The following is a 24,363-nucleotide window of genomic DNA, read 5'->3' as shown; positions in this document are numbered from 1 at the left end:
ATCAATAATTTGTCCAAACGTCAGGTCCGTCTTCGATTTCATCTAATGTTAATAAACATTGATCAAGTTGCTGCTGAAGTTGTTCCCAATCAATATTTTGACCGATAAAAACAATTTCCTGTCGACAGTCGCCTGTACGTTGGTCCCATTTTTCAAAAATACTATTACGGCGATAAGTATCCTGAGGCCAATCAGCCTGATTAATAAAATTCCACCATTTGCCTACATATTCCCATGCAAATTGATTGCCTGTTTGCACCAGCATCGCAATATCTTGATAACTGTTGGCAAACCAGATGTAGCCTTTACACCGTAATAAAGCACCATTATTCCATGCCTGCTGTAAAAAGCTCTGAAAACGCTGAGGATGAAAGGGAAGGCGCTCACTATATACCCATGAAGAAATACCATAATTTTCAGATTCAGAATGAATATTTTCATTCGGATCCATATGTTTCATCCATCCTGGAGATTTCACCAAATCAGGCAAATTGAATTTATGAGTATTTAGAATTTTTTCGAGATCAATTTCACCAAATGACATGGGAAAAATTTCTGCTGCTGGGTTCAGCTCAGTGAGTAGTGATCGCAATTGATCGTATTGTTCTTGTCCAATCACATCAACACGACTGACTAAAATAACATTGGCGTATTCAACTTGTTCGATCAAAAGATCAGATAAAGGGCGTGTTGTTGGTAACTGTTCATCTTGATGAGCTGTCTCTACTTCGTCATTTGATTGAATCATTTGAGCAAAGTTTTCGCCATTTACTACAGTGACCAGCGTATCTAAACGGGCCAGTTCACTTAAGCTAAAACCATTTTGATCAAGAAAAGCAAAAGTTTCGGCAACAGGCATGGGCTCTGAAATACCTGTTGATTCTATTAAAATATAGTCAAACTCTGCTTTGCGTGCGATTGTACTAATTTGTTCGAGTAAATCGGCTCTTAATGTACAACAGATACATCCGTTGCTCATTTCAATTAATTGATCAGTACCACGACTGAGATCTACATGACGACGCACATCTTCAACATCAATATTAATTTCACTCATATCATTGACGATTACTGCTACTTTCATATTCTGCTGATGATTCAGAATATAGTTGAGTAGGGTCGTTTTGCCTGAACCTAAAAAGCCAGATAAAACAGTCACAGGAATACGAGAGGAATTAAGTTCAAATTCTGATTTTAATGATATTGCTGTCATGTAGGATCTCATCAGTTCGTGATAATGAATATAGAAAATCAGGTTAAGAAGAGGCCTGAGCTTTGTCCAAATAGCTTTCAAATAAATCAACGATTACAGAACCTTCAAGAGTTGCATCTCCCCATAATTCCTGTGTTGTAAATTCCACATGATACGTTGGTTGCGGTAATGCATCGGAATGACCATGACCCGCAGCATCTGGAAATGGCCATTTTTCTGTGGTGCGGTGAAGGACAACACCTGTTTTTCCTCTTACATAGGCAGGTACACGAATATGGCCGGAAATCGATTCATCACGAACAGTAACTCGGTCACCAACTTCAAATGGTGGGCGTCCTGAAATTGCTTCGCGGCCATTTGAATGATTTGGGGTAGCGAGTTGAAAATGAGAACCTAGAGCTTCATCTAGTTCTTGTTGCGTAATCACACCAGTTTCTGTGAGCAGAGTTGCTGTTGCAATAACATAACGCTCGTAGTATTCAGTCCCAACATGTTGGCGTAATCCAATACGCTCAACAGCATGACGAATCTGATCTATATTAAATTTATTGAGATGTCCTGCACCTAGAAACATTAATGTATAAGCGAGGTGTTCCCAGTCTTTTTTAAATACAGGTTTGTAACTCTTACTATTAATTTGGTGATCAATTGGGCCAAAACCTTGCATACCACCTAAATCATGAAAACCATCCATTATCATTACTCCACTATATAGTTGATAAAGCGTTACTAAAAACTAAGGCAATTTTGGCAATGCAACACCAATAAGTACGTCCTTGGTGATGAGCTTTTGAAGTTCTTCTTCAGTCATATGCTCAGTTCCTTCGGGACGCATTGGTAATACTAGATAACGTGTTTCGGCAGAGGTATCCCATACTTTAATTTTGATATCTTCGGGTAATTCGGTGCCCAGTTCTTTTAGTACCGTGCGACCTTCACGCACTAATCGCGCCCGAAATTCAAAACTCTTGTACCATTCTGGTGGTAAGCCCAACACGGGCCAGTTAGTGCAAGAACAAAGGCTGCAAACAATCACATTTTTGATTGTTGGTGTATCTTCAAGGGCAACAATATATTCTCCCTGCGGGCCGGTATAACCAAACATTTCACATGCTGCTGTACCATTACTTAATAACAGTTCGCGATAGGCTGGGTCAGTCCACGCTTTAGCCACTACATGAGCGCCGTTAGCCGGATCAAATTTATTGGCAAGCAGATCGGTTAAACCTTCGATAAATCCTTCTGGTATTAATCCTTTATTGCTAAGCACTTTGTGTAATGCCCATGCTCTCTCGCCTGGGGTGGAGTTTGATGTTTTAGAAACAGATGTACTCACGTGTAATACTCCTTGGTAGAGATGAGTGTCAACGAACCATATTCATGAAGAAATGGTTTGATTGAATGAACGTTTTGATTTTGCTTAAAAAGTTTTCCAGTCAATGGCTGCTTCAAAAGCTGCTGCTGCTTGATAAATAGTGCCTTCGTTAAAGTGACGTCCGATGAGCATCATGCCGACAGGTAGATCATCTATGAGACCACATGGAACACTCATCGCTGGATGGCCTGTAATATCTTGTGGGGCTGTATTTCCAATCATTTCAAATGCACGGGTAATATATTCAGTTAACGAGCAATCTGAGTCAGGCAGAGGTTGGGCAATAATTGGCAAAGTTGGCATTAATAACAGATCGTATTCAGCCAATTTCCGGTCATAACCTGCACGGGCACGTCGTACAATATTTTGTGCTTTAGCGTAGTAACGACCTGAATAGTTCTGAATGCCGTATTCACCCACAAACATACAGACTTTTAATGTTGGAGAAAGTTGATCGGCTTTTTGACGCCAGTCTTTATGTTTATCGAGTAGTTTGACATCGTATAAGCCTTCCCAGTTGAAGCCCATGCCATTTCCATGCATCATTTGTGCAGTCAGGCCTTCACAGCCGATCGGTGTCCATAATGCACCTGCCAGTTGATGTTCAGGCAAAGAGATTTCTTCAACAATTGCACCGAGTTTTTCAAACTCAGCTGCGGCTTGTCGGACTTTTTCTGCCACTCTTACGTCCATGTTGGGTAGAGCAAAGCCTTCCTTAACAACACCGATTTTTAAACCCTTCACACCACGATCTAAATAACTTGTATAGTTTTCAACATGAACAGCATACTGACGTGGGTCTAACCCATCTACACCTGCGATGACTTCAAGCAGTAGCGCATTATCTTGAACTGAACGGCTTATTGGCCCTGCATGATCAATCGTATTTTCAATAGGCATAATCCCGCTATATGGAACCAATCCATGGGTGGGTTTCATCCCATAAACACCGCAAAAAGCAGCCGGAATACGGATTGAGCCGCCTTGATCGCAAGCAATTGCTAAATCAACATCGCCGTTTGAAACAAGTGCAGCACTCCCAGATGATGAACCACCTGCACAATAGCCGTGACGATATGGGTTATGTACTGGAGCTGGGTCTGAGGTGTGGCTGCCACCTGATAAACAGAAATGTTCGCAGGTAGCCTTACCTAAAATCGTAGCACCCTCATCAAGCATACGAGTCACTACAGTGGCATCATAATCGGGGATGAAACCTTCCAATGTAGATGAACCATTCATCATTGGAACGTGAGCAAGCGAGACATTATCTTTCAGAGCAACGGTTTTTCCTGCAAGTTTTCCAGTTGGGGCACCTTTAACTTCAGTTTTGTAATACCATGCATTGAGATGATTTTCGGTCACGTCAGGTCGATAAGGTTGAGTACGTGGGTAATGAACTTCTGGAATTTCATCTGCCTGTTCATCAATCAAATCGTATGCATCAAAATTAGCCTGCATAACACTTAGATATTCCTCGGCTTCTACGTCAGTCAACTGCATGTGCAGGTTGTTTGCAATTTGTTTTAAATCGTCGATAGTTGGTCTTTGAATTGCCATAATTTTTTACCCGTCACTTATTATTCTGACTGAAGATATGTTTTAAATTAGTCTGTTCTTTTCTTGAAAACTTGATTTAAAGCGCCAGACATTTGTTCGAAAAGGACAACTTGAGCAGTTATCCTAATAGGGGCTAACTTTTAAAAAATGCGTAAATAACGCAAGTTCAAACGGAAATCTTCTTTCAGGCCATTTTCCACTGAAAGATCACGCCCCAGCTGCACTACGAACTGGTCTTTAGGCGTCATAAATTTGCTAATAGCAAAGCGAATGTTGGTGGTTTCGGTGGAGTCATCCTGTGAAACATTATTGATTTTGGTTTCACCACCCCAGTTATGCCCGATACCTAATCCCAAAGAGGTTGTGGCATTTGGCATATAGCGTCCCATGACTTGTGTTTCAAACGAGATATCCTGTTTGAGGGTGTCAGAATTTGCTCCGTAATTATCGTTATTGGTGTAAAACACCACATCACCCACCAGATCTAATGCCCAGTTTGGTGTGAAATGTTTAACATATGCACCCTGTAGATCGAGTTTCCAGCGATTACTCCCCAAATTTAATGGTTTATCATTGTCGTAATCTCCAGTCGGAGCATTAATATAAAGCGTTCCTGCAAGAACATCTTTAGCATCATTTAAGCGATAGCGGACAGGAGCGGTTAAAACAAGATCTCCTATACCAGAGGTGCTCCCAAGTCCGCTGGCATTGTCTTTACCTTCAACGCGACCAAAGGGTAATAAGAACTGTGGCTCAATTGTGACGCGATCGCTGAGTTCGAATACATGGATCATCCTTGCGATTCCTATGTTTGATTCGACTTTCATATCTTTTGCGGCAGTTGAACCATTGCTATAAAGTGCATCGGTCGTGGCATGTTGATAATATATTGCACCGAGAGTTAGGCCACCGGGAGCTTGCTCATAATCACCCGGCATCACTTCAGCCCCATGTGTTTCAGCATATGCAGCCAGTAGGGCTATTAACATCATGTAATATTTATAATATTTTGAATTCATTTGCATTTCCTTTAGGCAATAACCAGCCATGAGCACAGTTAGACGGTGCCTGTATTCTTGTGAAATAAAATAATTTTTAGGGTTATTTAGGTCGTTTGGGCATCACGCATCATGCCTGTTTGGGAGTGGCAATTGATGTATTCAAATATTTGATGTTTGGCATCACTGACTGAAACTTCATGATAAAGACGCAAGTTTTGTAAGCCGGTAACAACTTTGAAGAAAGTGGTAAAAATCCTGAGATGTGTCGGATGCGATTCTGCCCAGCGTTCTAGTTTATCTAATGAGCGCCAGTAACCTATATCGTAAGCGATATCAAGTAAGTTACCCTCAAGATCAACATTTCGAACAAAACGGTTGCTGTAGCATCCAACAGATTGGCCCTCATCGCGAAGGAAATCCATGCCATCCTGCAATGAAGGAAGCATTTCATTAAAATATAATGCTCTTTCTTGTTCATCTGCATTGACCCAGTCCTGACCAGAGCGGATTAACGTAATATTGTCATGGCCCTGTACGACGACACGCCCACCTTTTTGAGGATCACCTGAAAGTATAGTTAATTCGCCATTGGCTAACATGCGATCTGTCTGTGAAACCGGAAAGCGCTCTCGTGCTGATCCCCAATATCCATGTTCTTGAATATCATCACTGATACGATCCATAACCGCGCCCACACCAGGCAAATCTTCTTTAAACGCATATAAGGTTTCAAATTGTTCAGCCCGTGGCGAAACAATTTCACGAAAATAACCGATGCCATCATTTAGACGTTCATCTGAATTCCACCAGTCATTGACCTCTGCTAAACGTGCCCATTGACAGTAGGCAGCGGGATCACGCCAGTAACCAACCACAATATAATTTTCATAATTCTGGTTGTCAGTATGATGTGTTATATCGTGGTTTAATGGCCCGTTTTCCAAACTAAAACTTTTCACGATATGCTGCATCGCTTTTACAGCCGTAGCTTTTTGGTCAGGTTTAAACTGTATACCTAAATAAGCCATCACAACTTGCTGAAGATCTGCATCAGCCCGAGCCACCCACATGGCAAATGGGGGTTCATATTCATCATGAATTCGGCGGCTCAGTGTGCGAGGACATTTTAGATGTTTGTCGATTGCTGATTCCATTTCGTTTCTCCTACATCTCTTATTGCAGTGTTTCAATCGCAAAATTCGTATTGCCTTAATCAAAACAATTAGGCGTTGTTTTAACGGTTGTTTATGTTGGGGGAGCACCGTTGTTATATTGATATTACGCAAGGCATAAAACGAAACTTGGTCAGAATGGACAATCGCTTGTTTAAAAAAGACAGGTTTTAATTTGATCAAAAAAAATATATCGTTTAATTTATAGTGAGCTGTTGATGTTGCAGGATTGCTCGATCAGCATGTAAAAAAGTATAAGTAGATGAATAAAACAAACGGGTCTTATGGAAAAGACTTTAACTGTGCACAGAGATAACAGAAGAGTAGTGGTATGAAAGTTGCTTGATAAAAGCAAGACCATATTTTTTGACATCTTGCGTAGTCGTATAAGGGATTAAATTGCCATGAATCATTATCAGTCATTAAATCCGATTCATTATTCAACTCAAGATATAAACGCATCTGAACGTTTCGAGTATTGGAACGATGTTGTGTTACGGCACTGTATTCCCGCTCAAAGCAAGCCAGAAGATGAAAAATCTTTTAATGGTGAATTAAGTGTACGTCATCTTGGTTTGATAGATATATGCACTATTTCATCAACTATGCACTTTTGGGAACGCACCGAAAAGCATCTACGGTTTGGGCCAAATGATGATTTGTGGCTTGGATTTATGGAAAATGGTTGTGGACAATTAGCCCAAGGTGGAAGAACAACACAATACCGAAATAATAGCCTCATGCTATACGATGCTGCACAAACCTTTCAGTTCAATTTAGCAGGAAGCAAAAATCATTTAATCCGTATTCCTCGTTATTTATTAATCAATCGTGTGCCTAATATTGAACATTTAACTGCTCAAGTTTTGGATGAAACTCGGCCTGGAATTATTCCTTTGCGTGAGATGCTACGACAATCAGTAGATCAAACATTTGATTTTTCCAACATAGATTTTGCTGAACGCTTTACTAAATCAGCTTTAGAGTTATTGGTATTAAGTTTAGAAGTACAGGATATTGCGAAGGTAAATATTGAGCGGGATTTGTATAGTAAGGCGATGAGTTTTATTTTAAGAAATTTACAAAATCCTGAACTGAACTTGGAAAAGATTGCACAGACACATTGTGTATCAACACGAACATTGAGTAGGGCATTTGCAAGACATCAAAAGACGGTCATGTCAGTCATTTGGTCTGAACGTTTAATAGCAAGTCGTGACGCACTGAAAAGTGGTAGGGTGGCTAGCATTTCTGAAGTAGCTTTAGATTATGGTTTTACTGATTTTTCACATTTTAGCCATGCATTCAAAAAAGCTTTTGGTGTAACACCTCGAGAATATTTTAAAAAGTGTTAGTTCCCTGTATCTCTTTGATTCTTGCCACCGTCACTGTAGTTGCAGGTTTAATGATTAATCCAAAAGTTTGATTATTAGCTGTGCTGATTTATCTCGGATTTATATTTTATTACTTGCTATACAGTGGTCATTATTTGTTTAAAGCTACTCCTGAGCAAGAGTTTGCCATGATTGATGACTGTTTTTTAGTGCGATAAAAATAAAGAGGTTTAGGCCTCTTTATTTGTTTAATTAGTTTTTTAATTGAAATTGCTCTTGTGCTTAAAGCTTGCCAAATAAGGCTTTTGGAAATCTAGTATTTGAAAAGATTGTCTTACAGGGAGAGCATTCATCGAATACTCTTCAAGTATCTACTTTTGTTAAATTTTAAGTTTTAACTCTTTCTGCCAGCGTTGTTCGAGTTGTTTTGTATCATAGTCAAATGGATGAAATGATGGACGAATATAGTCGAGGAATTCTTTAATAACGGTAATATTAAATAGCCCTGTTTTCGGGTGCGTAATTTGACTTATAGATTGCAGGTGCTTTTTTGATAGTAACTTCTTATCTGCTAGTAAAAGACGGGCTGTGCCATAGGTCATTAATCCTGCAAAAGCACTACACCCAAGTACCATCCATACAATGCGTCTAATATATCCACCACCTGCAGCATGATAGGCATCAAAAAACACTGCTTTATGTTCGTTTTCTTCAACGGCATGCCAAAGCCATAAATTACGTAGAGGACCAACCATCCTTTGATTCCACGCATTATTACGTAATAACTCTGCTCCAAAAGTTCCATTACAGTGTTCAATTGCACAGCCGATTGCCATACGATCCATTAACGGTAAAGTACGATCTAGCAGGGTATATATCTGAATTAATTGATGCTCAAAATTTTCAATATCAATGCCATTTAGATCAGCATAACGATGATATGCAGTATGTTCTTTGGCATGCATGGCTTCTTGACCTATAAATGCACTGATATCAGCCTGTAGTACTGGGTCAGTAATACGTTCTCTAAGAGTACGCAACATTCTTATTAAAAATAATTCACCTTGTGCTGTTATTGCCGATAACGTATTCAAAAAATGACTATAAAGGGGATCTTGATCAAACCAATAACGTGTAGAGGGATCAAAATTAAACTTAATATTTCGAACAGGAAAGGATGATTTAACTTTTTGTACAGCGTTAATTGTGGTTGACATGATGAATATTGCTCCAATATAGAGGGGTGATGTACATGAATAACCATTAATGTCGTAGATAGGACATAATGAATATTTTACAAAAGAACCATTTAGTTCTTTTGTAAAATATTAGCACTCTATTTGTCAATTAATTTTTGACAATTCGTGTTGTCAAAAAAAGTATTGGGTATAATATTCTTATATATTTCTTGTATTTAATGTGATTTATTACATCGATATATTTTTCAAAGCTTAAAATTAATACAATAGTCATCTATCATTTCTATAAGGCGTATGAGGAGTTTTTAGCAAGCTCGAGTTTTTGGAATTTTATTGAGAGCATCACCCGCTGTGAGTGCTTTGGCTAGATGATTAGTTTTAAAGAGTTAGAAAATAATAGAGAGAAAACCCTTTTATAAACCCTAATTTAACAATAACTTATTAATTATCCTTACTTTTTAATGATCTATTATTTAAAGCAATTTTTGAAACGAGACAAACCTATCCAAAAGCGCATCAGGTCGCAATTAAATATAGAACGTGGTTAATCAATGAAATCTATAGCCAACTTATAAACCTAAAAACCGATGTGACTTTTCAGGATGCCAAACTATTTTTATATATGATTGAAGGGGCAAGTATTCAGCTTGTAAGTTCAGATGGGGCGGACCAGAGGGAAAGGGTGTTGGATTTTTTTTTAATTAACTATGGATGTAAATACCTATCCCAGAATGTCTGAGTGGTTCAGCAATATCTTGCACGATTAATTGCAACCACTTTAGGCCATTCATCGTGCATGTTGGATATTGGATCATAAATCTTTTTAAAAGACAGCTATAAATTTTGAAAGTTAAGCATAAGTATTTTTCTTTATGCTATTTACCCCCTCAATGATAAGAGTACAAACCGCTAACCATATCGCAATGTAAGTGGGCCATTCATCAGTTTTAATGGTTTCACCAAGTAATATAGATACAGCTAATAATAGTATTGGTTCAACATATACAAGAAGCCCAAAAAGAGTCAGATTTAGATGCGGTGCTGAAAGAGATTGAAAGCCTAAAGCAAGTGCACTGATCAAACCTAAGCCTGAAATTAACCACATTGTTTCAGGGTTGCTCATCAATTCAATTGAGCCAATATTCCCGTTAAAAATAAAGAATAGGCTAATGGGTAAACTCAGGATCATATCGAACCAAAGCCCTCCAATATGATTAGTATTAGTCTTTTGTCTTAACCAAAAATAAATCGGATAACCTAAACAAATAAGTAAAGTTGGCCATGTCAGTGTTTTTGATATCACCAACATGTTAATAATTCCAAGTATGGCAAAAATACAGGATATTTTTTGCAATCTCGACATTCTTTCTTTAAATGCGATTCGCCCTACAATTACCATAATGATGGGCATTAAAAAATATCCAAGAGATACATCGAGGCCGTAACCATTGGTAGGGGCCCACATGAATAACCAAAGTTGTAATCCAATAAGAAACGCAGAAAATATACGAGTTAAAAAGAAAAAGCGGTCTAGAAATATACGCGTGTATATATCACGTACTTGTTGCCAATTTCCTTTCAAAATAATAAAAAGAGTTAAACAGGGAAATGTCAGCAATATACGCCAACCGTACATTTCGTTCCCCTGTAATGAGTGTAGTAAAGATGTATAGGCAAACATTAGAGCAAATAGGATAGAGCCAATTACATTGAGGGTTATACCAAGGGCCGTATTCGATTGAGTATGCATAGATATTTAATAGCAGAGTCTTTTAATTGATATTTTATTTCAGGTTGATTGATAATTAGGCTCTTATTTCTTAATATAAATGAGAAAATTTCTCACCATATGGTTTGTGATGACATTAGATAAATTTGATTTAGCTTTACTTGAACTTCTTCAAAAAGATTGCCATATACCATTACGTGAATTAGCAGATACTATTCATTTATCTACCGCTTCAGTGCAGCGTCGAATCCAAAAGCTACGTGAAAATGGCTATATTATTGGAAATATTGCTGTTTTAGACCCTGATAAATTAAATCAAGTGATTACAATTCTGGTGGAGATTCGAGTAAATAAAACTCATGCGACTGATCTAGATGATCTTAAAAAAAGTTTCTCTGGGCCAGAAATTCAGCAATGCTATTATGTCACTGGTGAGGCAGACTTTATGTTGGTGCTATTAGTACCGAGTATGAGTCGTTTTCAAAAGATTTGTGATGAGCTATTTCACAATAATTCTAATGTAGAGTGGTTCAAGACAACTGTTGTACTAGATCGAGTAAAAGTTACGTTAGAAGTTCCAGAAATAGATAAAAAGTTATAAATAGCATTTCTGAAGTAGCTTTAGATTATGGTTTTACTGATTTTTCACATTTTAGCCATGCATTCAAAAAGGCTTTTGGTGTAACACCTCGAGAATATTTTAAAAAATGTTAAGAATATTTAGAAGATTTGGAAAAAATTACATGGCTCTTGAGATAACAGATTAAGTCAAAAAACCATGCAATTTATAAATAAAGTCTTTTAAAGACCTCGAAGCTTATTTAATTCGATACCATGTTTGGTTCCGACCAATTGCAGAGATACCAATGTATCCACGAGCGGTAAGTTTTTGCCCATCTGGTGATACTGTTGCACTAAATTTATAAGTTTTATCTGACTGTGGGTCGAGGATAGATCCTTTGTCATATTTATTTTGACCGACACTTTTTAAATTTTTGACAATGGTTAAACCAATTAAAGATTTGTTTTTGTAAGTACCTTCACACATCGTACATTTATTGGCTTCATTTGGAACGAGTATTTTTTCGATGTTAGCAGAGAGGTTACCATTTTTATCTTCGCTAAATTTTACCAGTGCTCTGGGTTCATTGGCTGCATCATCAATTGTTTTCCAAACACTGCCATGTAGTTTGTCTGAAGCAAATGAATGAATCGAATAAAAGCTAAGTAAAAGTAATAATAAATATTTTTTCATATCAATAGTTTCTCTAATTAAAAATGGGTGGCTTTAATCGCCAGAATGATTCATTTTAAATTTAACTTCACAATCTTCTTTATATTGAATCAATAAGAAAAATAATATGTAAAGTTATAATCTATTTCCCGCAATATTATTTTGATCGTTTTTTTTATGCAATTGCGATAATAGACAGAATTAACAAATACATCCTCAAAAGTTGATTATCAGATCATAAATTATTAACAATTTTTTGAAGCATGCGCTGATTAGGCAGATATAAATGATGACAAAATATGTGTTTAAGGAAATAAAAACATCAACTACTTTTAAAATTAATTAGATTGCGTGCAATACGTCACAAATTATAAAAAATAATATGAAAATCATTTGTTTAGTATTGATTGACAATCCGCAATATTAAGTTTTATAACTAAAAGATCCTGAAAACTGTTTCTTTAGTAAGAACAGAGAAATAACAATATAAAGACGAATAGATATTAGAACGAAAATATAAGGAGAAGAAATGAACGTCCTTAAATACGCCTTATTTTCTCTTATGGGAATGCTGATAATAAATAGTGCAGATGCCGGAAATACATCTACATCATTGAAGGTCAGTTTAACCATTGTAGAAACGTGTGAAGTTTCCACACAAGGAAATTTAGATTTTGGCTCAGTTGTTCGCTCTCAGCCAGTTGCTGGTGCAAGAACGGATGTATCTGTCCAATGTACCCAAAATACGCCGTATCAATTGGCGGTAACTTCAGACAATAACTTTGAACTTAAATCTGCTGCAAGCCCAGCATCTGTTGCATATGTACTCTATCAAGATGCTGGTCATACCCAAATTTGGGGAGGGTCGGGAAGTAAAATACGTTCAGGAATTGCGACAGGAATGAAAGAAATTATTCCTATTCATGGGGCAATTACATCAAGTACTAATGTTCAGGCAACCAAGTATGAAGATTGGGTTCGTGTGAATGTCATATATTAAGAGTAGAAAAAATAATGATGAATATAATAACCACCAAAATATTTAACAAATCAACAGCAATCGATACTCGCCATCCTTTTCAACAGGTGCTCGATGAACACACGGTAAAACCTGTTGTGTAGGATGATCTACCGCTAAGCGCCACAAATGTCCCGTACCTAAATTTACAGGTTGGGCGTTAGATTTAGGCTGATAATGCAAATCAAAAAAATACTCTGTCAAAAAGGCTTCAAATTCAGCATCTGGGCCGTCATGTAATGCTTTGAGCTTGTTTCTAATTTCTGGGATTAAAACTTTTTGTTTAACCTGATCATTGGGTACAATATCGCTAGCAGCGCCGTGATAGGTACATAAGAATGTGTCGGTTTCAATTGGGGAGCGATCAACATGAAATGAATATACATCTGTTGAAATGAAATCTAGCTCTTCATCACGTTCATAATGTTTAAGCAAATTAAGTACTGGCGATGCGCCAAATTCAGTTAACTGCTGGATATCTTCTAAAATAGTTTCCCTTGCCAAATTACCTTGTTCTGAAAGCTGTAGCGCTAATAAGTCTTCAACGGAAACTTCTGTAATATTTTCTTTTAAATGAAGTTTATTCACAATTTCTTTAAAGTCACCAACCAAATTTCTGTGCCAACACATCGCATTTGCCTCTCCTTGAAACTTTGTACTTATAAGTTCAGGGAAACTAGAAACTTGTCTAATTTGATTGCTGTCAGAAAACGCATTCTTCATATGAGAATTAAATAAAATAATAGAGCATGTCTAATATTATAGCCTGAGCTTAGTCAAAAATATTCTAGTCTGGCTTATTAAGTAGATTTAACCTTACTCCAGAAGAACATTATTTGCTTCTGAAGTAAGGTCATTAGAAGTCGACTAATCTATTTACCACTCATATTTCACACCCACTCGGAAATTGGTTGGAGCACCGTAATAGCTATTTGTCGTCGCTAAATGGTATTTCTCATTAAATAAGTTATTAAGGTTGAAGTTGAGCATAAGATTATTGTTCACCTTATAACGTGCCATTAAGTCGACTAAAGCGTAACTCTCTTGAGTAAATCTACCCGTTGCAGAGACTGCATTTTTTTCGTAAATTTCGCTTTGCCAACGAACACCGCCCCCAACAGTAAGGGCTTCATCAAGATAAGGCAGGGTATAGGTCGTAAACAGTTTGGCTGTGTTATTTGGCACACCGGTATTTAATCGATTGTCTTGGCTATCTTTTGATAAGTTACGGCTAAAGCTTGTGGAAACTTGCCATAAATCAGTCAACTTACCTGTCGCTTCAATTTCAAAGCCGCGGCTTTCAGTGCCAGATTCTGTTCGATATGCTTGAGAACCATCTGGGGCAAATACATCGGTTAATGCAATCGCTGTATTGTCCTCTTTAGTTTGATAAATAGCAGCTCCGACATTTAACTGATTATCAAAAAACTCACCCTTAATACCCAGCTCGGTACTATTACCTATTAATGGGTCTATGTATTCGCCTGTAACGGCTTTCTTATCTTGCGGTGAAAAAATATTGGTGTAGCTTGCATACGCAGTCCAGTTGTCAGTGAAATCATAGGTAACACCGACATATGGAATGACTTTGCCGCTTTCTTCTTGGGTTGTGTAGGTGGTCTTATTGTTAGCATCTGAATGGTTGCCCGTTACGCGTTCCCAGTCTTCAATTCGAGTGCCTAAAATAACTGCAAGATTGTTGGTTGCTTTAAGACGAACAGCACCAAAAATAGATTGGCTACGGTCATCTCCGCTGTACCAACCATCTATTTTTGTTTCGGGGCGGTTAGGTGTACTGCCATCCCAAGCAAAAATATTATCTAGAGTCCCGTCCCATGTCATTTTATCGTTAACAGTGTTATTCCAGCCAGAATAGGTGGGACGTTTATTTTTACTTTTTGTGTAGGTTGTGCCGAGTACTACATCATGAGTTTGATTAAATAAATCAAATGATCCGTTTAAGGTTAAGTTAAATAAATCTTGAGTAGGGCGATAATCCCAACGGGTTGCATACAACATCGCCCCGCTACCTGTGGCTTTATCAATCCCTTGACTTGAGTAGGTATAGCCTACAATTTCGTCTGAGTCTGTAATGGTTCTAGACACCACACCTTTTAATTTCCAGCGGTCATTAAACTGATGTTCAATATCTGCAAAGTAAGATGTAGTAGAACGATCAGAACCCGTCCAACTCGCTGCCGCTGAATCTGAGCGAGACCAGTCGATTAATGTCCCGTCGGTATAAAAGCTAGGTAAGCCACCTCTAGCGACGCCAGTCATGTCAATTTGTTGATAGCTAGCACCTAAACTACCTTTGGTTTTGTCACTTAAATCAGCTTCTACTACGGCATAAGCCACTTTACGTTCTTCGTTGTAGCGGTCGATATAAGAGTCTGACTTTTGATAGGCAAACAGGGTACGACCACGAATACTTCCTGACTCATTAAGTGGTGTCGAAACATCAATATCGGTACGGTAAGAATCCCAAGAACCAATATCAGCACTCACCGAAGCTTTAAAGTCCTGTAATGGTTTTTTGCGGACCAGATTGATACTTGCGCTTGCACTTCCAGCGCCTGTCATTAAGCCATTTGCACCTCGCACAACCTCTACACGGTCAAATAAAGCCATGTCCTGACTTTGGAAAATACTTGAATATGAACTCATGAGCTTCACGCCATCGAGTAAATAACTATCCACTTCTTTACCACGAGCGTAAATAGGGGAATTATCACTACCAATATTTCCGCCTTGTTTAATAGAGAGGCCTGCCGCCTGACTTACAACATCGGTTAATTGTGTCAGGTTCTGATCTTTCATTTGTTGATTAGTGATTACACTGACCAATTGAGGCGTTTCTTTCAGACTTAATGCTAAGCCAGTAGAAGCAGTGGTGGCTTTCGCCGTATATAAACCAGAACCTTCGGTTGTTAGGTTTTCACCATGATCAGCATTAACATGAATTGTTGCTAAATGGGCTGTACCTGCTTCACCACCTGCCGTATCAAATTCTTTACTGCTACTTGCTTTGGTTTTAATCGTTTCCAACTGAAAAACTTTGGGCTCAATCGGAGCGGGAGATGACTTCACTCGAATGCTATAGCCGCCATTGTTGACTTTAATTGCTTCAAATGGATGGCTTTGTAATAACAGACTTAAAGCATCGTCAACAGCGTAATTCCCTTTAAGTGCTTTGCTTTTCGTTTTTGAAAGGCTGGCATTATCGTAGCTAATGGTCGTACCTGTTTGAATCGCAAGTTGCTTAATGGCTTGATCAAGGGTGCTTTGATTAATTGAAATACTATAAGTTTGTGCAGCGTAAGCAGAAGTTGTGATAAGCGCCGTGACCACCAATGGCGTACTCCACAGCACTGCACGTATAGCCAAAGCCAATTTACTTTTTGCTTGATAATCCTTCATGTGGTCTTCTCGACAGAGAGTGTATTTCTCTATAAGTCGAACCAGATCAAAAAAAGGGTCATGTTTTTTTATCTTTTTTTAATATTTAACAGATAAGGACTGTAATAGGTCAGTTCAAGTTGATGGCTATACGCCAAAGTTTCTAAGCTTTGCTGAGGGTTTTTTAGAGAAAACACGCCAGAAATCTTAATATTTTTCAATTCCGGGTCGATGCTATAGGTTCCTTTTTTATAGCGGAATAGTTCATCCAACACTTTTTGTAGCGGCCACTGATCTACCACTAAAAGTTGTTGTGTCCAGTAAGGCTGATCATTATCGAGTGGAAGCGATTTTGAAATATATTTTTCATCAAAAAAAGCACGTTGGCCCTGTTTTAGAATCTTCCGTTTAGACGAGTTATCTGGCTCAAGGGCTACAGCGTGCTTATAGACTTTAACTTTCGTTTGTTCGCTACTTTCTTGTCTCACTGAAAATTGAGTACCTAGTGCTTCTACTGAACCATTCTTAGTTTCCACAATAAACGGCCGATGCTGAGGATCTTTTGCTGTCTCAATATAGATTTCACCATCAATTAGCTTTATCTGACGTGTCTCTTGCGTGAAATTCACATCGACATAGCAATTACTTGCCATAATCAGTTGTGAACCATCTTTTAATAGCACTTTCTTAATTTCGCCCACTTGGGTGTGGTAGTCGGACTGCCATTTTTCCCAAGGTATGCAGTAGGCAGACAAGCCAACAATGACTAAACCTGAAAGGCTTAACAGCATATTGCGTTTTGCAGCGAGGTTAAATTTTTGATTGGACTGAACCAAAGCTTCAGAAGGGAAGTTACCTGCAAGGTTTGTTAAACCTTGGCTAAATTTTTCCATTTGCAGGAGTGCTAATTGATGTTCTTTTTTTTCAGCTTTCCATTGCTCAAACTGTTGCTGCTGTAACGCTGTCATTTCCCTTGAATGCAAAAGTACCAGCCAATCTGCGGCTGCATCTAAAACATGATGAGGGATTTTCGTAATATCTGACATAGGGTAGCAATTTAAGCGCGTTTAACGGGTTTAATTATAGAGGTCTATACATGCTAAAAAAGCTTGTTTCATATCTCTTTTTACAGTGGCCTCAGAAATATTGATTTTTTCACTAATTTCTCGGTAAGTCATGCCATCTAGTTGAGACATCAAAAACACTTGAGCCGTTCGGGTGGGGAGCTTTTCTAATATTAAATGAACCTGATACAAGGTTTCTTGAATATAAACTTCATGTTCGGCAGAGGGGTAATATTCTTCTGGAAGATGTTGTAGGGCATCGAGATAGAGACTTTCAATATGCTGACGCCGCCAATAATCAATCATGACATGCTTGGCGATTCCCATTAGCCATGCTTGTGGCTCTTTAATTTGTTTAAAACAATATTCACTTTTTAAAGCACGATAAAACACTTCCTGACTCAGGTCTTCAGATTGATGATGATGCTGAAGTTTATGTTTAAACCATGACAAGAGCGTGGTTTGCTGAGAACGGTAAATTTGGCTAAACCATACTTGTTTATCTACATTCAGGTTCATAGCAGAGGAGCCCACAAATTGGTAATGAGTAGCACAATTAAACAAACATTTAAGATATTCTTAAATAGTAATGATAATTATTATTAATATCAATCATTGAAACGATATATTCTAAAAATGGTAATGTTCTAATTTTTCACTATTTAAAGCCTGTACCTTCGTCGCTGAGGCATGTATCGTTAGGGAATAATACTTTAAAATTATAGGGTGATTGAAAAAGCAACATCATTCAATTAAACAACTGGACTGTACCACCACAATTAAAACAACACCGATCTCAAGACGAATCATATAAAGAACAAGGGAATAAAACATGAAGTTTTATTGGTGAATATTGAAAAGGAAAATCAATGAGCAAGATGGGGGTCTATGAAGAAATATTTTACGGTTGATTTATTTATGATAGCTTCATCTTACTTTAAAAAACGTCAGAAAAATTACCGCGCCGTAAAGGATCAGCAGCTTACAATCGCAGCAAAAGCGAATATCTTTATTTGCATTATTTTTTGCTTGTTTTGGACCATATATTTCGCATTTGCACAAATGTGGCTGATTGTTGGTATGGACATCTTTTTTACACTGATCTCCATATTTAGCCTTTTTCTCATTTATATCAACCGTGTTTCAGCGGGCATTCTTTTATCTCAAGTCGTTTTGCTTGTTTTTCCAGTGATTTTTTGCTTATTTTTTGATGTAGCTACAAGTGATCGTCCGCAGGTGGCTCAATTGTTTTTACCTGCTGGGGCGATATTGGGATATTTAAATTACCGTAGAAATCCAAGCTTTTTGCAAATCGTTTTAATTCTATTATCGATCGGGTGCTTTATATTTTTTAGTGGCAGCTCTTTTAATCTTGAGAGCGCTATACCTTTGCCCGAAGATATTCGTGACCATGGTGGATGGATTGCAACTTGTGTCGCTACACTCATGATTTGTATTTCAATTTACACCATGCAATTAGAGATACAAACAGAAAATACCATGGTGCAAGACCTACGCTTAGCACTGGCAAAAGAACAATTTGAGCTTTTTTATCAACCGCAAATCAATGCTTCTGAAACGCTAATTGGCGCAGAAGCTTTATTACGATGGCAACACCCTGTTTTAGGTTATGTTCCCACAAAAGATTTTATTCCCGCGGCCGAAACTTTTGGATTAATGCCAGAGATTGGGGAGTGGGTATTGGCTCAAGCCTGCAAAGTTTTAAAAGATTGGAGTAAAAAAGACGAGACCAAAGATCTTACACTTTCAATCAATATTAGTGCTGATCACTTCATGCAACCAAACTTTGAGCAGACTGTGATCGGGCTGATTCAGCAGTATGAGATAAATCCATCTCGACTCATATTAGAAATCACTGAAAATATTGCTTTAACGAATTGTGTAAGCATGATTGAAAAAATGCATATTTTATCTAAACAAGGGATTCAGCTTTCTCTTGATGATTTTGGTACAGGGTATTCATCTTTAAGCTATTTACAAAAAATGCCCATTAGACAAATCAAGATTGATCGTAGCTTTGTACAAGCAGCTTTGGATGATAAACGTAGTAATAAATTAGTCACTGGTATAATTAAAATTGGATTAGATTTGAACCTTCGTGTGCTAGTAGAAGGAATAGAAACCGCTGAACAATTTAGCACTTTTAAAAACAATGGCTGTACTGAGTTTCAGGGCTATTTGTGGGGACGTCCAATGCCTTTAAAAGATTTTCTTGAACAATTACCGCATCTGAATAATTTTTGATGTTCTTCTTATGTTGTATTAGGTCTTTAAATAAAAAGAGAGCTTGAGCTCTCTTTTTTCTTAACTTCGTTATGTTTGTTTATTGCGTTTAGCCCAAGGCTTTTTAAATTAATTGGAAACTCAAGGATATTACTTTTTATCCAAAGAGATAGTTCCAGGACCGGTGAACGCTAATAAAATGAATCCCCCAATAATGCTTATATTTTTGTAAAAATTAATCATATTAGGATGAACGGCATCACCTGTCATATTCCAATAAGCATGACCGATGATTGCAGTTCCTAATGTGTATAAAGCAAAAATTAAAGCAACTGGACGGGTAAAGAAGCCAAGCACAATAAGAAGAGATCCGCCTACTTCCATTGCTACAGCAATAGCGGCTGCAAGAACAGGGAGAGGGGTATGTAATGATTGCATGTAACCCACAGTGCCCTCAAATCCAATCAATTTTGGTATACCTGAGATGAGAAAAAGAGCAACTAGCAGTACACGTGCAAGTAATAATAAAATTGATCTGGCACTTTTTAGCTCAAAATATTGTAAGTTATTCATGTGAAATACACCTTATATGTATATTGTTGATAGTGTGATAGAGAGCACCTTTAATCGTTTTTGATAGTTCTAATTAGAGTGGTTGTACTCTTATAATTCTATATCGATAGCCGAATCAGCCCATACCAAACATGGTGTTCCTTAGTATGAGTATAGTATCACCTAGAATGTTTCACAATTGCGTCCTCTGAACCTGGATATCCTTGTCTTTAAAGAATTTCCTTATTCATTTGCTTATGAGCAGTTCTGACCTATAAAACTGCAAAGATATTATTTAGAATAAATTTAAATTAACTAGAGATATGTAATAACAGCTAAACATTAATGATGAAAGATACGGATATTTATTAAACGGGTCACATCATGTCTAGCTTTAAAATAAATACACTTTTACTTTCGCTTATCTCTTGTTCGGTCTTTTTTTCAGGGTGTAATGACAGCAATTCTTCTGATGATAATTCGGCAGCAAATCAAGAAATACCAGCAGCGCCAAAGGGCGTAGGCTTTGAGGATACTGCTCCAGTCCCATCAAATATCACCACTATTGTAGATTCATGGACGACTAATCAACGTGGTGATGCACGTTACGCAACGATTGAAACAAATGCAGGTGTACGTGTGTTGAGTGGCTTTTTAGATGTATGGACGCCCTCAAGTTTGTTTGTAGATGCAGGCCAATCTGCTGAGGCAAAAGACGGCTTTCCTGCGGTAGTCGCATCAAACTGGACAGGTCTACCGGGTGACAGTACGGACGGTACAAAAAAGAATGCAGATGTATTGAACTATAATATTAATTATTCAATTCAAACCACCCATAAGCGTACAGAAGAAGAAGCTATTCGTGCCTATTTAGATGATAGACGTGGAAAAAGTTATAGCGTCACGACAGGGATGGGAGCATTAACCGATCCGTGGCGAAAGCTTACTGGGCAGACCACCACAATCAATTCAGTACCAGCCGATGCCGCACAAGTAAAATATGATGACAAAGGAAATAATAGTGGGCTGACGACGGCCGATGGAAATTCCAATTTTGGTAAAGTCGTTGAATTTGTTCAAGCGATGGGAAATAACTCTTCGACAGAGTCAGCAAAACGCTTTTATAAATATGCTCGCCCGTGGCGTTGGAGTTCTGAAGTCATTGTGGTACCGAGTTTAGAATCTGCAAAAAGTAGTACACCAGCAACTGACGGTGGTTTCCCGAGTGGGCACACAGCCGAAGCTGGCCGAAATGCAATTGCGATGGCGTATTTAGTGCCTCAACGTTATCAAGAACTTATCGCTCGTGGTTTAGATTTGGGTGATTCACGTATTATTGCTGGAATGCATTCAGCCATGGACGTGATTGGAGGACGTCTTCAATCGATTGCCGCAGATGTTGCAAACTTAAATGCCATGACTGTAGAGCAACGAAAAGAAGCGTATCTTCAAGCGCAAACACAGCTTATGAAAGAAACCAATAGCTCAACGTTTGAATCATTTTATAGTTTGGCTAAAACACCTTATGACACCAATGACCGTTTTGCCGATCTTGAGAAATTAAAACAGCAGGTGAATCACTGGATGACCTATGGTTTTAACCAAATTGGCGATAAAACCAAAATAGCAACGGTGCCCAAAGGGGCTGAGGTTCTATTGGAAACTCGACTTCCTTATTTAACAGCCGATCAGCGCCGTGTAGTTTTGAAATCGACTGCGCTTGCTTCGGGTTATCCTGTCATGGATGATGCCGAAGGTTATGGCCGCTTAAATCTATTTAGAGCGGGTGCAGGTTATGGCAGCTTTGATGGTGATGTAAATCTGACCATGGATGCAAGTTTAGGTGGCTTTAGCCAATATGACCAATGGAGTAATGATATTACGGGTGCTGGGAAACTCACTAAATTAGGAACAGGTACTTTAGCCCTTACAGGAAATAACTCATTTACTGGCGGTATTGATTTAAAGCAGGGTAGTTTAGAAATATTGTCTGAACATGGGGCAGGCCAAGGCGATATTTATATGCATGAAAATAGCCTATTAAAAACCAACTCAGCTAAAACAGTTAACATTGCGGGTCATTTAACTCAGCTTGCAGGAACGACATTCAACATCACTTTAAAATCGAATGTACTTCCAGCAGTTCAAGTAGCAAATACAGCTACCCTAAATGGAACATTGCAGCTTGTCACAAAAGACAATTTAGCAGCAGGCACTTATACGGTGTTATCAGCTAAAAAAGTTCAAGGCACCTACAAAAAAGTGACACTCAATGGCAAGGATATTACGCCAATCTATCAAAATAATAGCGTTAAGTTTACGGTGTCATAAGCGTAACTGAGATAACCAATATCCATAGTTAAAATTAAATTGGGCCACTTCAGAAGTGTAATTAAACAATTTTGAAGAGTGGCCCGACTAAGCAATATATTTGAATAATCGAAAAATATATCTACATATGAATTTTGCTATAGATAGATTTTACTTTCTCTGGGCTAATGGCCAACATGTGAATCGCGCCGTGAATCATTCCATCTAACAAATGAAAGTTCACCTGAATACCTGCATCCCACAGTTTTTGAGCATATCTTTCGCCATCATCACGAACGGGATCATATTCACACACAAAAATGGTCGCATCTGGCAATCCTTCTAAAGACTGAGCGAGTAACGGACTTACAAGTTCATTCTGTTTTTCACTTTCATGCGGCACATATTGATCCCAGCAATAGACCATTGTGGGTGAGTCCAAACCATAACCTTCAGCGTATTGCTTATAAGATTTGCTACTCATCGTGGCATCTAAGGCGGGATAGAAAAGAAGTTGATGGCTCACCTTAATTTCTGGGTGTTGTTTTGCCATGAGACATGTGGCGGCAGCTATGTTTGCGCCCGCACTATCTCCACCTACAGCAATACGGTTTGGATCAATTCCAAACAGTGAAGCGTTCTTATTGATATAGCGGAATGCCGTAAAAAAATCATTTAGAGGAGTTGGAAACTTAAACTCTGGAGCCAATCGATAGTCCACAGAAAACACAACTTGTTGAGTTGATTCTGTTAATAACCGACAAGCGCGGCCCCATGCGTCTAAACTTCCTAGGCACCAGCCTCCACCATGCGCAAAAACCAAAGCGGGCCGTTGCTCAGCGTTTTCTAGAGAATAGGGAACATAAACACGAACCTCAATTTCCGCACCATCTGAAACAGCAACATGAAAACTTTGCTGATAGCTTGCATCATGTTGAATGCCTTGCTGATCAATAATGTCTTTATTGACTTGTTCCCTTAGTTCTTCCAACGAGTTTACTTCTTGTGTTTTTGGTCTAGATTTAAGCCAGTTTTCAATTTCAGCAAGTAGAGGCATGGCTTTTTTCCTGCTGTAAAAAATCTAAAATGAGTGAGCTAAATGTTTCTGACTGTTCTTCCATAATGAAATGACCGCAGTCTTTTACAATCGCACTGGTTAAATGAGGTGAAACCTTTTTCATGGTTTCATAAGGCGCATTATCTGTGGCATGTTCAGCGCCTATTGCTAAAACTGGCATGTCTAAACTTTTACGTTCTCTAATTTTATTTTGACGTATGGTCTCTGGAATAGAGCGGTAGTAATTGAAACCTGCCGTTAATCGACCCGGAATTTTATAGGCTTCAATATAAGTTTCAATCGCAACTTTATCTTTGTGCCACGACCATTTATCAAACATATAATTTAAATAAGTATCTTCGCGGCCCGTAATTAAAGCTTCGGGTAAATCTAGGGTTTGGTTAAACATGAAATGCCAAAGAAAGATATTTTCACTCGGCTCAACAAAAATAGGAGGTGCAGGTGCTAAACCGGGAATTACTGCTTCTGTTACTGCAAGACGTGTCACTGACTCAGGAAAGTCAGATGCAAGTGCATAGGCAACCCACATACCAATATCATGACCAACAACCGAATAAGTTGGATATGCAAGTTGAGTCATGAGCATCGATAAAATTTTAGCAATACGCCCCGTATCATAACTTCCCTCAAGTGGAGCTGAATTTCCTGTTCCGGGTAAATCAATAGCGATTGCTTGATAACCCTGTTTCGCCAATTCAACCATGACTTTGTGCCACGCGTACCATGTTTGCGGCCAGCCTGGAATAAGCAATACAGCTGGACCTTCCCCTAAGGTGACATAGTGTAATTTTTTACTTTCGATGTGAGTGTAATGATGGTGGAATTCGTTATGCGAGTTTTCATTGAATAATTGAGTTTTCATGTTGATCTCTTACGATTCC

At 38.3% G+C, this 24,363-nt stretch carries 22 protein-coding genes and 2 pseudogenes; 8 read left to right on the top strand and 16 right to left on the bottom strand.

The features are described 5' to 3' along the window. Window position 1 precedes the first annotated feature (1 nt). The 6 genes from ACB088_RS09805 to ACB088_RS09780 form a co-directional block, all read right to left on the bottom strand. Window positions 2–1,213 carry a GTP-binding protein gene (locus ACB088_RS09805; RefSeq protein ID WP_375036829.1) on the bottom strand — a complete coding sequence of 404 codons (1,212 nt, stop codon included), beginning with the start codon at window positions 1,211–1,213 and terminating at the stop codon, window positions 2–4. A gap of 43 nt (window positions 1,214–1,256) precedes the next feature. After that, the gene (nthB, locus tag ACB088_RS09800) at window positions 1,257–1,907 is read right to left on the bottom strand and encodes a nitrile hydratase subunit beta (protein ID WP_375036828.1); all 651 of its coding nucleotides are present in this window, start codon (window positions 1,905–1,907) and stop codon (window positions 1,257–1,259) included. Between the two features lie 42 nt (window positions 1,908–1,949). Then, window positions 1,950–2,549 (bottom strand): nitrile hydratase subunit alpha, encoded by a 600-nt coding sequence (gene nthA / locus ACB088_RS09795; RefSeq protein ID WP_133746395.1) that lies wholly within the window; start codon window positions 2,547–2,549, stop codon window positions 1,950–1,952. 84 nt (window positions 2,550–2,633) lie between these two features. Beyond that, complete coding sequence (locus tag ACB088_RS09790) at window positions 2,634–4,148, bottom strand: amidase (protein ID WP_375036827.1); 1,515 nt, start codon at window positions 4,146–4,148, stop codon at window positions 2,634–2,636. Window positions 4,149–4,288: 140 nt separating this feature from the next. After that, the gene (locus ACB088_RS09785) at window positions 4,289–5,140 is read right to left on the bottom strand and encodes a transporter (protein ID WP_375036826.1); all 852 of its coding nucleotides are present in this window, start codon (window positions 5,138–5,140) and stop codon (window positions 4,289–4,291) included. A gap of 113 nt (window positions 5,141–5,253) precedes the next feature. After that, complete coding sequence (locus ACB088_RS09780) at window positions 5,254–6,303, bottom strand: phenylacetaldoxime dehydratase family protein (RefSeq protein WP_375036825.1); 1,050 nt, start codon at window positions 6,301–6,303, stop codon at window positions 5,254–5,256. A gap of 422 nt (window positions 6,304–6,725) precedes the next feature. On the opposite strand from ACB088_RS09780, the gene ACB088_RS09775 reads away from it, so the two are divergent. Next, window positions 6,726–7,676 carry an AraC family transcriptional regulator gene (locus tag ACB088_RS09775; protein ID WP_375036824.1) on the top strand — a complete coding sequence of 317 codons (951 nt, stop codon included), beginning with the start codon at window positions 6,726–6,728 and terminating at the stop codon, window positions 7,674–7,676. A 5-nt stretch (window positions 7,677–7,681) separates the two neighbouring features. Further along, window positions 7,682–7,873 (top strand): annotated as a pseudogene (locus ACB088_RS09770) (ethanolamine permease); the annotation flags it as partial. A gap of 162 nt (window positions 7,874–8,035) precedes the next feature. Here ACB088_RS09770 and ACB088_RS09765 read toward each other — a convergent pair. Continuing rightward, window positions 8,036–8,872 carry a metal-dependent hydrolase gene (locus tag ACB088_RS09765; RefSeq protein WP_375036823.1) on the bottom strand — a complete coding sequence of 279 codons (837 nt, stop codon included), beginning with the start codon at window positions 8,870–8,872 and terminating at the stop codon, window positions 8,036–8,038. 448 nt (window positions 8,873–9,320) lie between these two features. Here ACB088_RS09765 and ACB088_RS09760 point away from each other — a divergent pair. Continuing rightward, window positions 9,321–9,593, top strand: a pseudogene (locus tag ACB088_RS09760) (TetR family transcriptional regulator); the annotation flags it as partial. A 111-nt stretch (window positions 9,594–9,704) separates the two neighbouring features. Here ACB088_RS09760 and rarD read toward each other — a convergent pair. Then, window positions 9,705–10,604 carry an EamA family transporter RarD gene (gene rarD, locus ACB088_RS09755; RefSeq protein WP_375036822.1) on the bottom strand — a complete coding sequence of 300 codons (900 nt, stop codon included), beginning with the start codon at window positions 10,602–10,604 and terminating at the stop codon, window positions 9,705–9,707. A 109-nt stretch (window positions 10,605–10,713) separates the two neighbouring features. Here rarD and ACB088_RS09750 point away from each other — a divergent pair, with 109 nt between their 5' ends. Further along, window positions 10,714–11,184 carry an Lrp/AsnC family transcriptional regulator gene (locus ACB088_RS09750; RefSeq protein ID WP_231761481.1) on the top strand — a complete coding sequence of 157 codons (471 nt, stop codon included), beginning with the start codon at window positions 10,714–10,716 and terminating at the stop codon, window positions 11,182–11,184. Then, complete coding sequence (locus ACB088_RS09745; protein ID WP_375038799.1) at window positions 11,181–11,297, top strand: helix-turn-helix domain-containing protein; 117 nt, start codon at window positions 11,181–11,183, stop codon at window positions 11,295–11,297. Before ACB088_RS09750 ends, ACB088_RS09745 begins: the two co-directional genes overlap by 4 nt. Window positions 11,298–11,400: 103 nt before the next feature. On the opposite strand, the gene ACB088_RS09740 is transcribed toward ACB088_RS09745, so the two are convergent. Beyond that, on the bottom strand, window positions 11,401–11,838 hold the full coding sequence (locus ACB088_RS09740) for a DUF2147 domain-containing protein (RefSeq protein WP_375036821.1): 438 nt from the start codon (window positions 11,836–11,838) through the stop codon (window positions 11,401–11,403). 508 nt (window positions 11,839–12,346) lie between these two features. Here ACB088_RS09740 and ACB088_RS09735 point away from each other — a divergent pair. Continuing rightward, window positions 12,347–12,817: a spore coat U domain-containing protein gene (locus ACB088_RS09735; protein ID WP_375036820.1), complete on the top strand. Its 471-nt coding sequence runs from the start codon at window positions 12,347–12,349 to the stop codon at window positions 12,815–12,817. Window positions 12,818–12,859: 42 nt separating this feature from the next. Here ACB088_RS09735 and ACB088_RS09730 read toward each other — a convergent pair whose 3' ends face one another. The 4 genes from ACB088_RS09730 to ACB088_RS09715 form a co-directional block, all read right to left on the bottom strand. Next, window positions 12,860–13,558 (bottom strand): DUF1826 domain-containing protein, encoded by a 699-nt coding sequence (locus ACB088_RS09730; RefSeq protein WP_375036819.1) that lies wholly within the window; start codon window positions 13,556–13,558, stop codon window positions 12,860–12,862. A 153-nt stretch (window positions 13,559–13,711) separates the two neighbouring features. Then, complete coding sequence (locus ACB088_RS09725) at window positions 13,712–16,255, bottom strand: TonB-dependent siderophore receptor (protein ID WP_375036818.1); 2,544 nt, start codon at window positions 16,253–16,255, stop codon at window positions 13,712–13,714. A 68-nt stretch (window positions 16,256–16,323) separates the two neighbouring features. Further along, window positions 16,324–17,280, bottom strand: coding sequence for a FecR domain-containing protein (locus ACB088_RS09720; RefSeq protein ID WP_375036817.1), 957 nt, complete (start codon window positions 17,278–17,280; stop codon window positions 16,324–16,326). A gap of 30 nt (window positions 17,281–17,310) precedes the next feature. Then, window positions 17,311–17,817: a sigma-70 family RNA polymerase sigma factor gene (locus ACB088_RS09715; protein WP_375036816.1), complete on the bottom strand. Its 507-nt coding sequence runs from the start codon at window positions 17,815–17,817 to the stop codon at window positions 17,311–17,313. A 369-nt stretch (window positions 17,818–18,186) separates the two neighbouring features. Between ACB088_RS09715 and ACB088_RS09710 the strand changes: the two genes are divergently transcribed. After that, window positions 18,187–19,563 carry an EAL domain-containing protein gene (locus ACB088_RS09710; protein WP_375036815.1) on the top strand — a complete coding sequence of 459 codons (1,377 nt, stop codon included), beginning with the start codon at window positions 18,187–18,189 and terminating at the stop codon, window positions 19,561–19,563. Window positions 19,564–19,692: 129 nt separating this feature from the next. Here ACB088_RS09710 and ACB088_RS09705 read toward each other — a convergent pair whose 3' ends face one another. After that, window positions 19,693–20,115: a DoxX family protein gene (locus ACB088_RS09705; protein ID WP_016138644.1), complete on the bottom strand. Its 423-nt coding sequence runs from the start codon at window positions 20,113–20,115 to the stop codon at window positions 19,693–19,695. A 363-nt stretch (window positions 20,116–20,478) separates the two neighbouring features. On the opposite strand from ACB088_RS09705, the gene ACB088_RS09700 reads away from it, so the two are divergent. Next, complete coding sequence (locus tag ACB088_RS09700; RefSeq protein WP_375036814.1) at window positions 20,479–22,425, top strand: phosphatase PAP2 family protein; 1,947 nt, start codon at window positions 20,479–20,481, stop codon at window positions 22,423–22,425. Window positions 22,426–22,546: 121 nt separating this feature from the next. Here ACB088_RS09700 and ACB088_RS09695 read toward each other — a convergent pair whose 3' ends face one another. Both ACB088_RS09695 and ACB088_RS09690 read right to left on the bottom strand, forming a co-directional pair. After that, window positions 22,547–23,461: an alpha/beta hydrolase gene (locus ACB088_RS09695; protein WP_375036813.1), complete on the bottom strand. Its 915-nt coding sequence runs from the start codon at window positions 23,459–23,461 to the stop codon at window positions 22,547–22,549. Beyond that, a complete protein-coding gene (locus ACB088_RS09690) occupies window positions 23,445–24,344 on the bottom strand; it encodes an alpha/beta fold hydrolase (protein ID WP_375036812.1) in 900 nt (299 codons plus the stop codon). Before ACB088_RS09690 ends, ACB088_RS09695 begins: the two co-directional genes overlap by 17 nt. Window positions 24,345–24,363 lie beyond the last annotated feature (19 nt).

This window comes from Acinetobacter sp. RW6 (assembly GCF_041956835.1).
GTDB lineage: Bacteria > Pseudomonadota > Gammaproteobacteria > Pseudomonadales > Moraxellaceae > Acinetobacter > Acinetobacter calcoaceticus.
The sequence above is the reverse complement of the archived record's forward strand: the minus strand, read 5'-3'. Positions and strand labels throughout refer to the sequence as shown.

What these genes read in the sequence shown, in the direction of transcription:
- ACB088_RS09715 (WP_375036816.1), bottom strand. Translation starts at nt 17,817, where the DNA reads ATGAACCTGAATGTAGATAAACAAGTATGGTTTAGCCAAATTTACCGT.
- ACB088_RS09700 (WP_375036814.1), top strand. Translation starts at nt 20,479, where the DNA reads ATGTCTAGCTTTAAAATAAATACACTTTTACTTTCGCTTATCTCTTGT.
- ACB088_RS09750 (WP_231761481.1), top strand. Translation starts at nt 10,714, where the DNA reads ATGACATTAGATAAATTTGATTTAGCTTTACTTGAACTTCTTCAAAAA.
- ACB088_RS09720 (WP_375036817.1), bottom strand. Translation starts at nt 17,280, where the DNA reads ATGTCAGATATTACGAAAATCCCTCATCATGTTTTAGATGCAGCCGCA.
- ACB088_RS09785 (WP_375036826.1), bottom strand. Translation starts at nt 5,140, where the DNA reads ATGATGTTAATAGCCCTACTGGCTGCATATGCTGAAACACATGGGGCT.
- ACB088_RS09775 (WP_375036824.1), top strand. Translation starts at nt 6,726, where the DNA reads ATGAATCATTATCAGTCATTAAATCCGATTCATTATTCAACTCAAGAT.
- ACB088_RS09805 (WP_375036829.1), bottom strand. Translation starts at nt 1,213, where the DNA reads ATGACAGCAATATCATTAAAATCAGAATTTGAACTTAATTCCTCTCGT.
- ACB088_RS09725 (WP_375036818.1), bottom strand. Translation starts at nt 16,255, where the DNA reads ATGAAGGATTATCAAGCAAAAAGTAAATTGGCTTTGGCTATACGTGCA.
- ACB088_RS09695 (WP_375036813.1), bottom strand. Translation starts at nt 23,461, where the DNA reads ATGCCTCTACTTGCTGAAATTGAAAACTGGCTTAAATCTAGACCAAAA.
- ACB088_RS09740 (WP_375036821.1), bottom strand. Translation starts at nt 11,838, where the DNA reads ATGAAAAAATATTTATTATTACTTTTACTTAGCTTTTATTCGATTCAT.
- ACB088_RS09705 (WP_016138644.1), bottom strand. Translation starts at nt 20,115, where the DNA reads ATGAATAACTTACAATATTTTGAGCTAAAAAGTGCCAGATCAATTTTA.
- ACB088_RS09690 (WP_375036812.1), bottom strand. Translation starts at nt 24,344, where the DNA reads ATGAAAACTCAATTATTCAATGAAAACTCGCATAACGAATTCCACCAT.
- nthB (WP_375036828.1), bottom strand. Translation starts at nt 1,907, where the DNA reads ATGGATGGTTTTCATGATTTAGGTGGTATGCAAGGTTTTGGCCCAATT.
- rarD (WP_375036822.1), bottom strand. Translation starts at nt 10,604, where the DNA reads ATGCATACTCAATCGAATACGGCCCTTGGTATAACCCTCAATGTAATT.
- ACB088_RS09730 (WP_375036819.1), bottom strand. Translation starts at nt 13,558, where the DNA reads ATGAAGAATGCGTTTTCTGACAGCAATCAAATTAGACAAGTTTCTAGT.
- ACB088_RS09735 (WP_375036820.1), top strand. Translation starts at nt 12,347, where the DNA reads ATGAACGTCCTTAAATACGCCTTATTTTCTCTTATGGGAATGCTGATA.
- ACB088_RS09765 (WP_375036823.1), bottom strand. Translation starts at nt 8,872, where the DNA reads ATGTCAACCACAATTAACGCTGTACAAAAAGTTAAATCATCCTTTCCT.
- ACB088_RS09780 (WP_375036825.1), bottom strand. Translation starts at nt 6,303, where the DNA reads ATGGAATCAGCAATCGACAAACATCTAAAATGTCCTCGCACACTGAGC.
- ACB088_RS09710 (WP_375036815.1), top strand. Translation starts at nt 18,187, where the DNA reads ATGAAGAAATATTTTACGGTTGATTTATTTATGATAGCTTCATCTTAC.
- ACB088_RS09790 (WP_375036827.1), bottom strand. Translation starts at nt 4,148, where the DNA reads ATGGCAATTCAAAGACCAACTATCGACGATTTAAAACAAATTGCAAAC.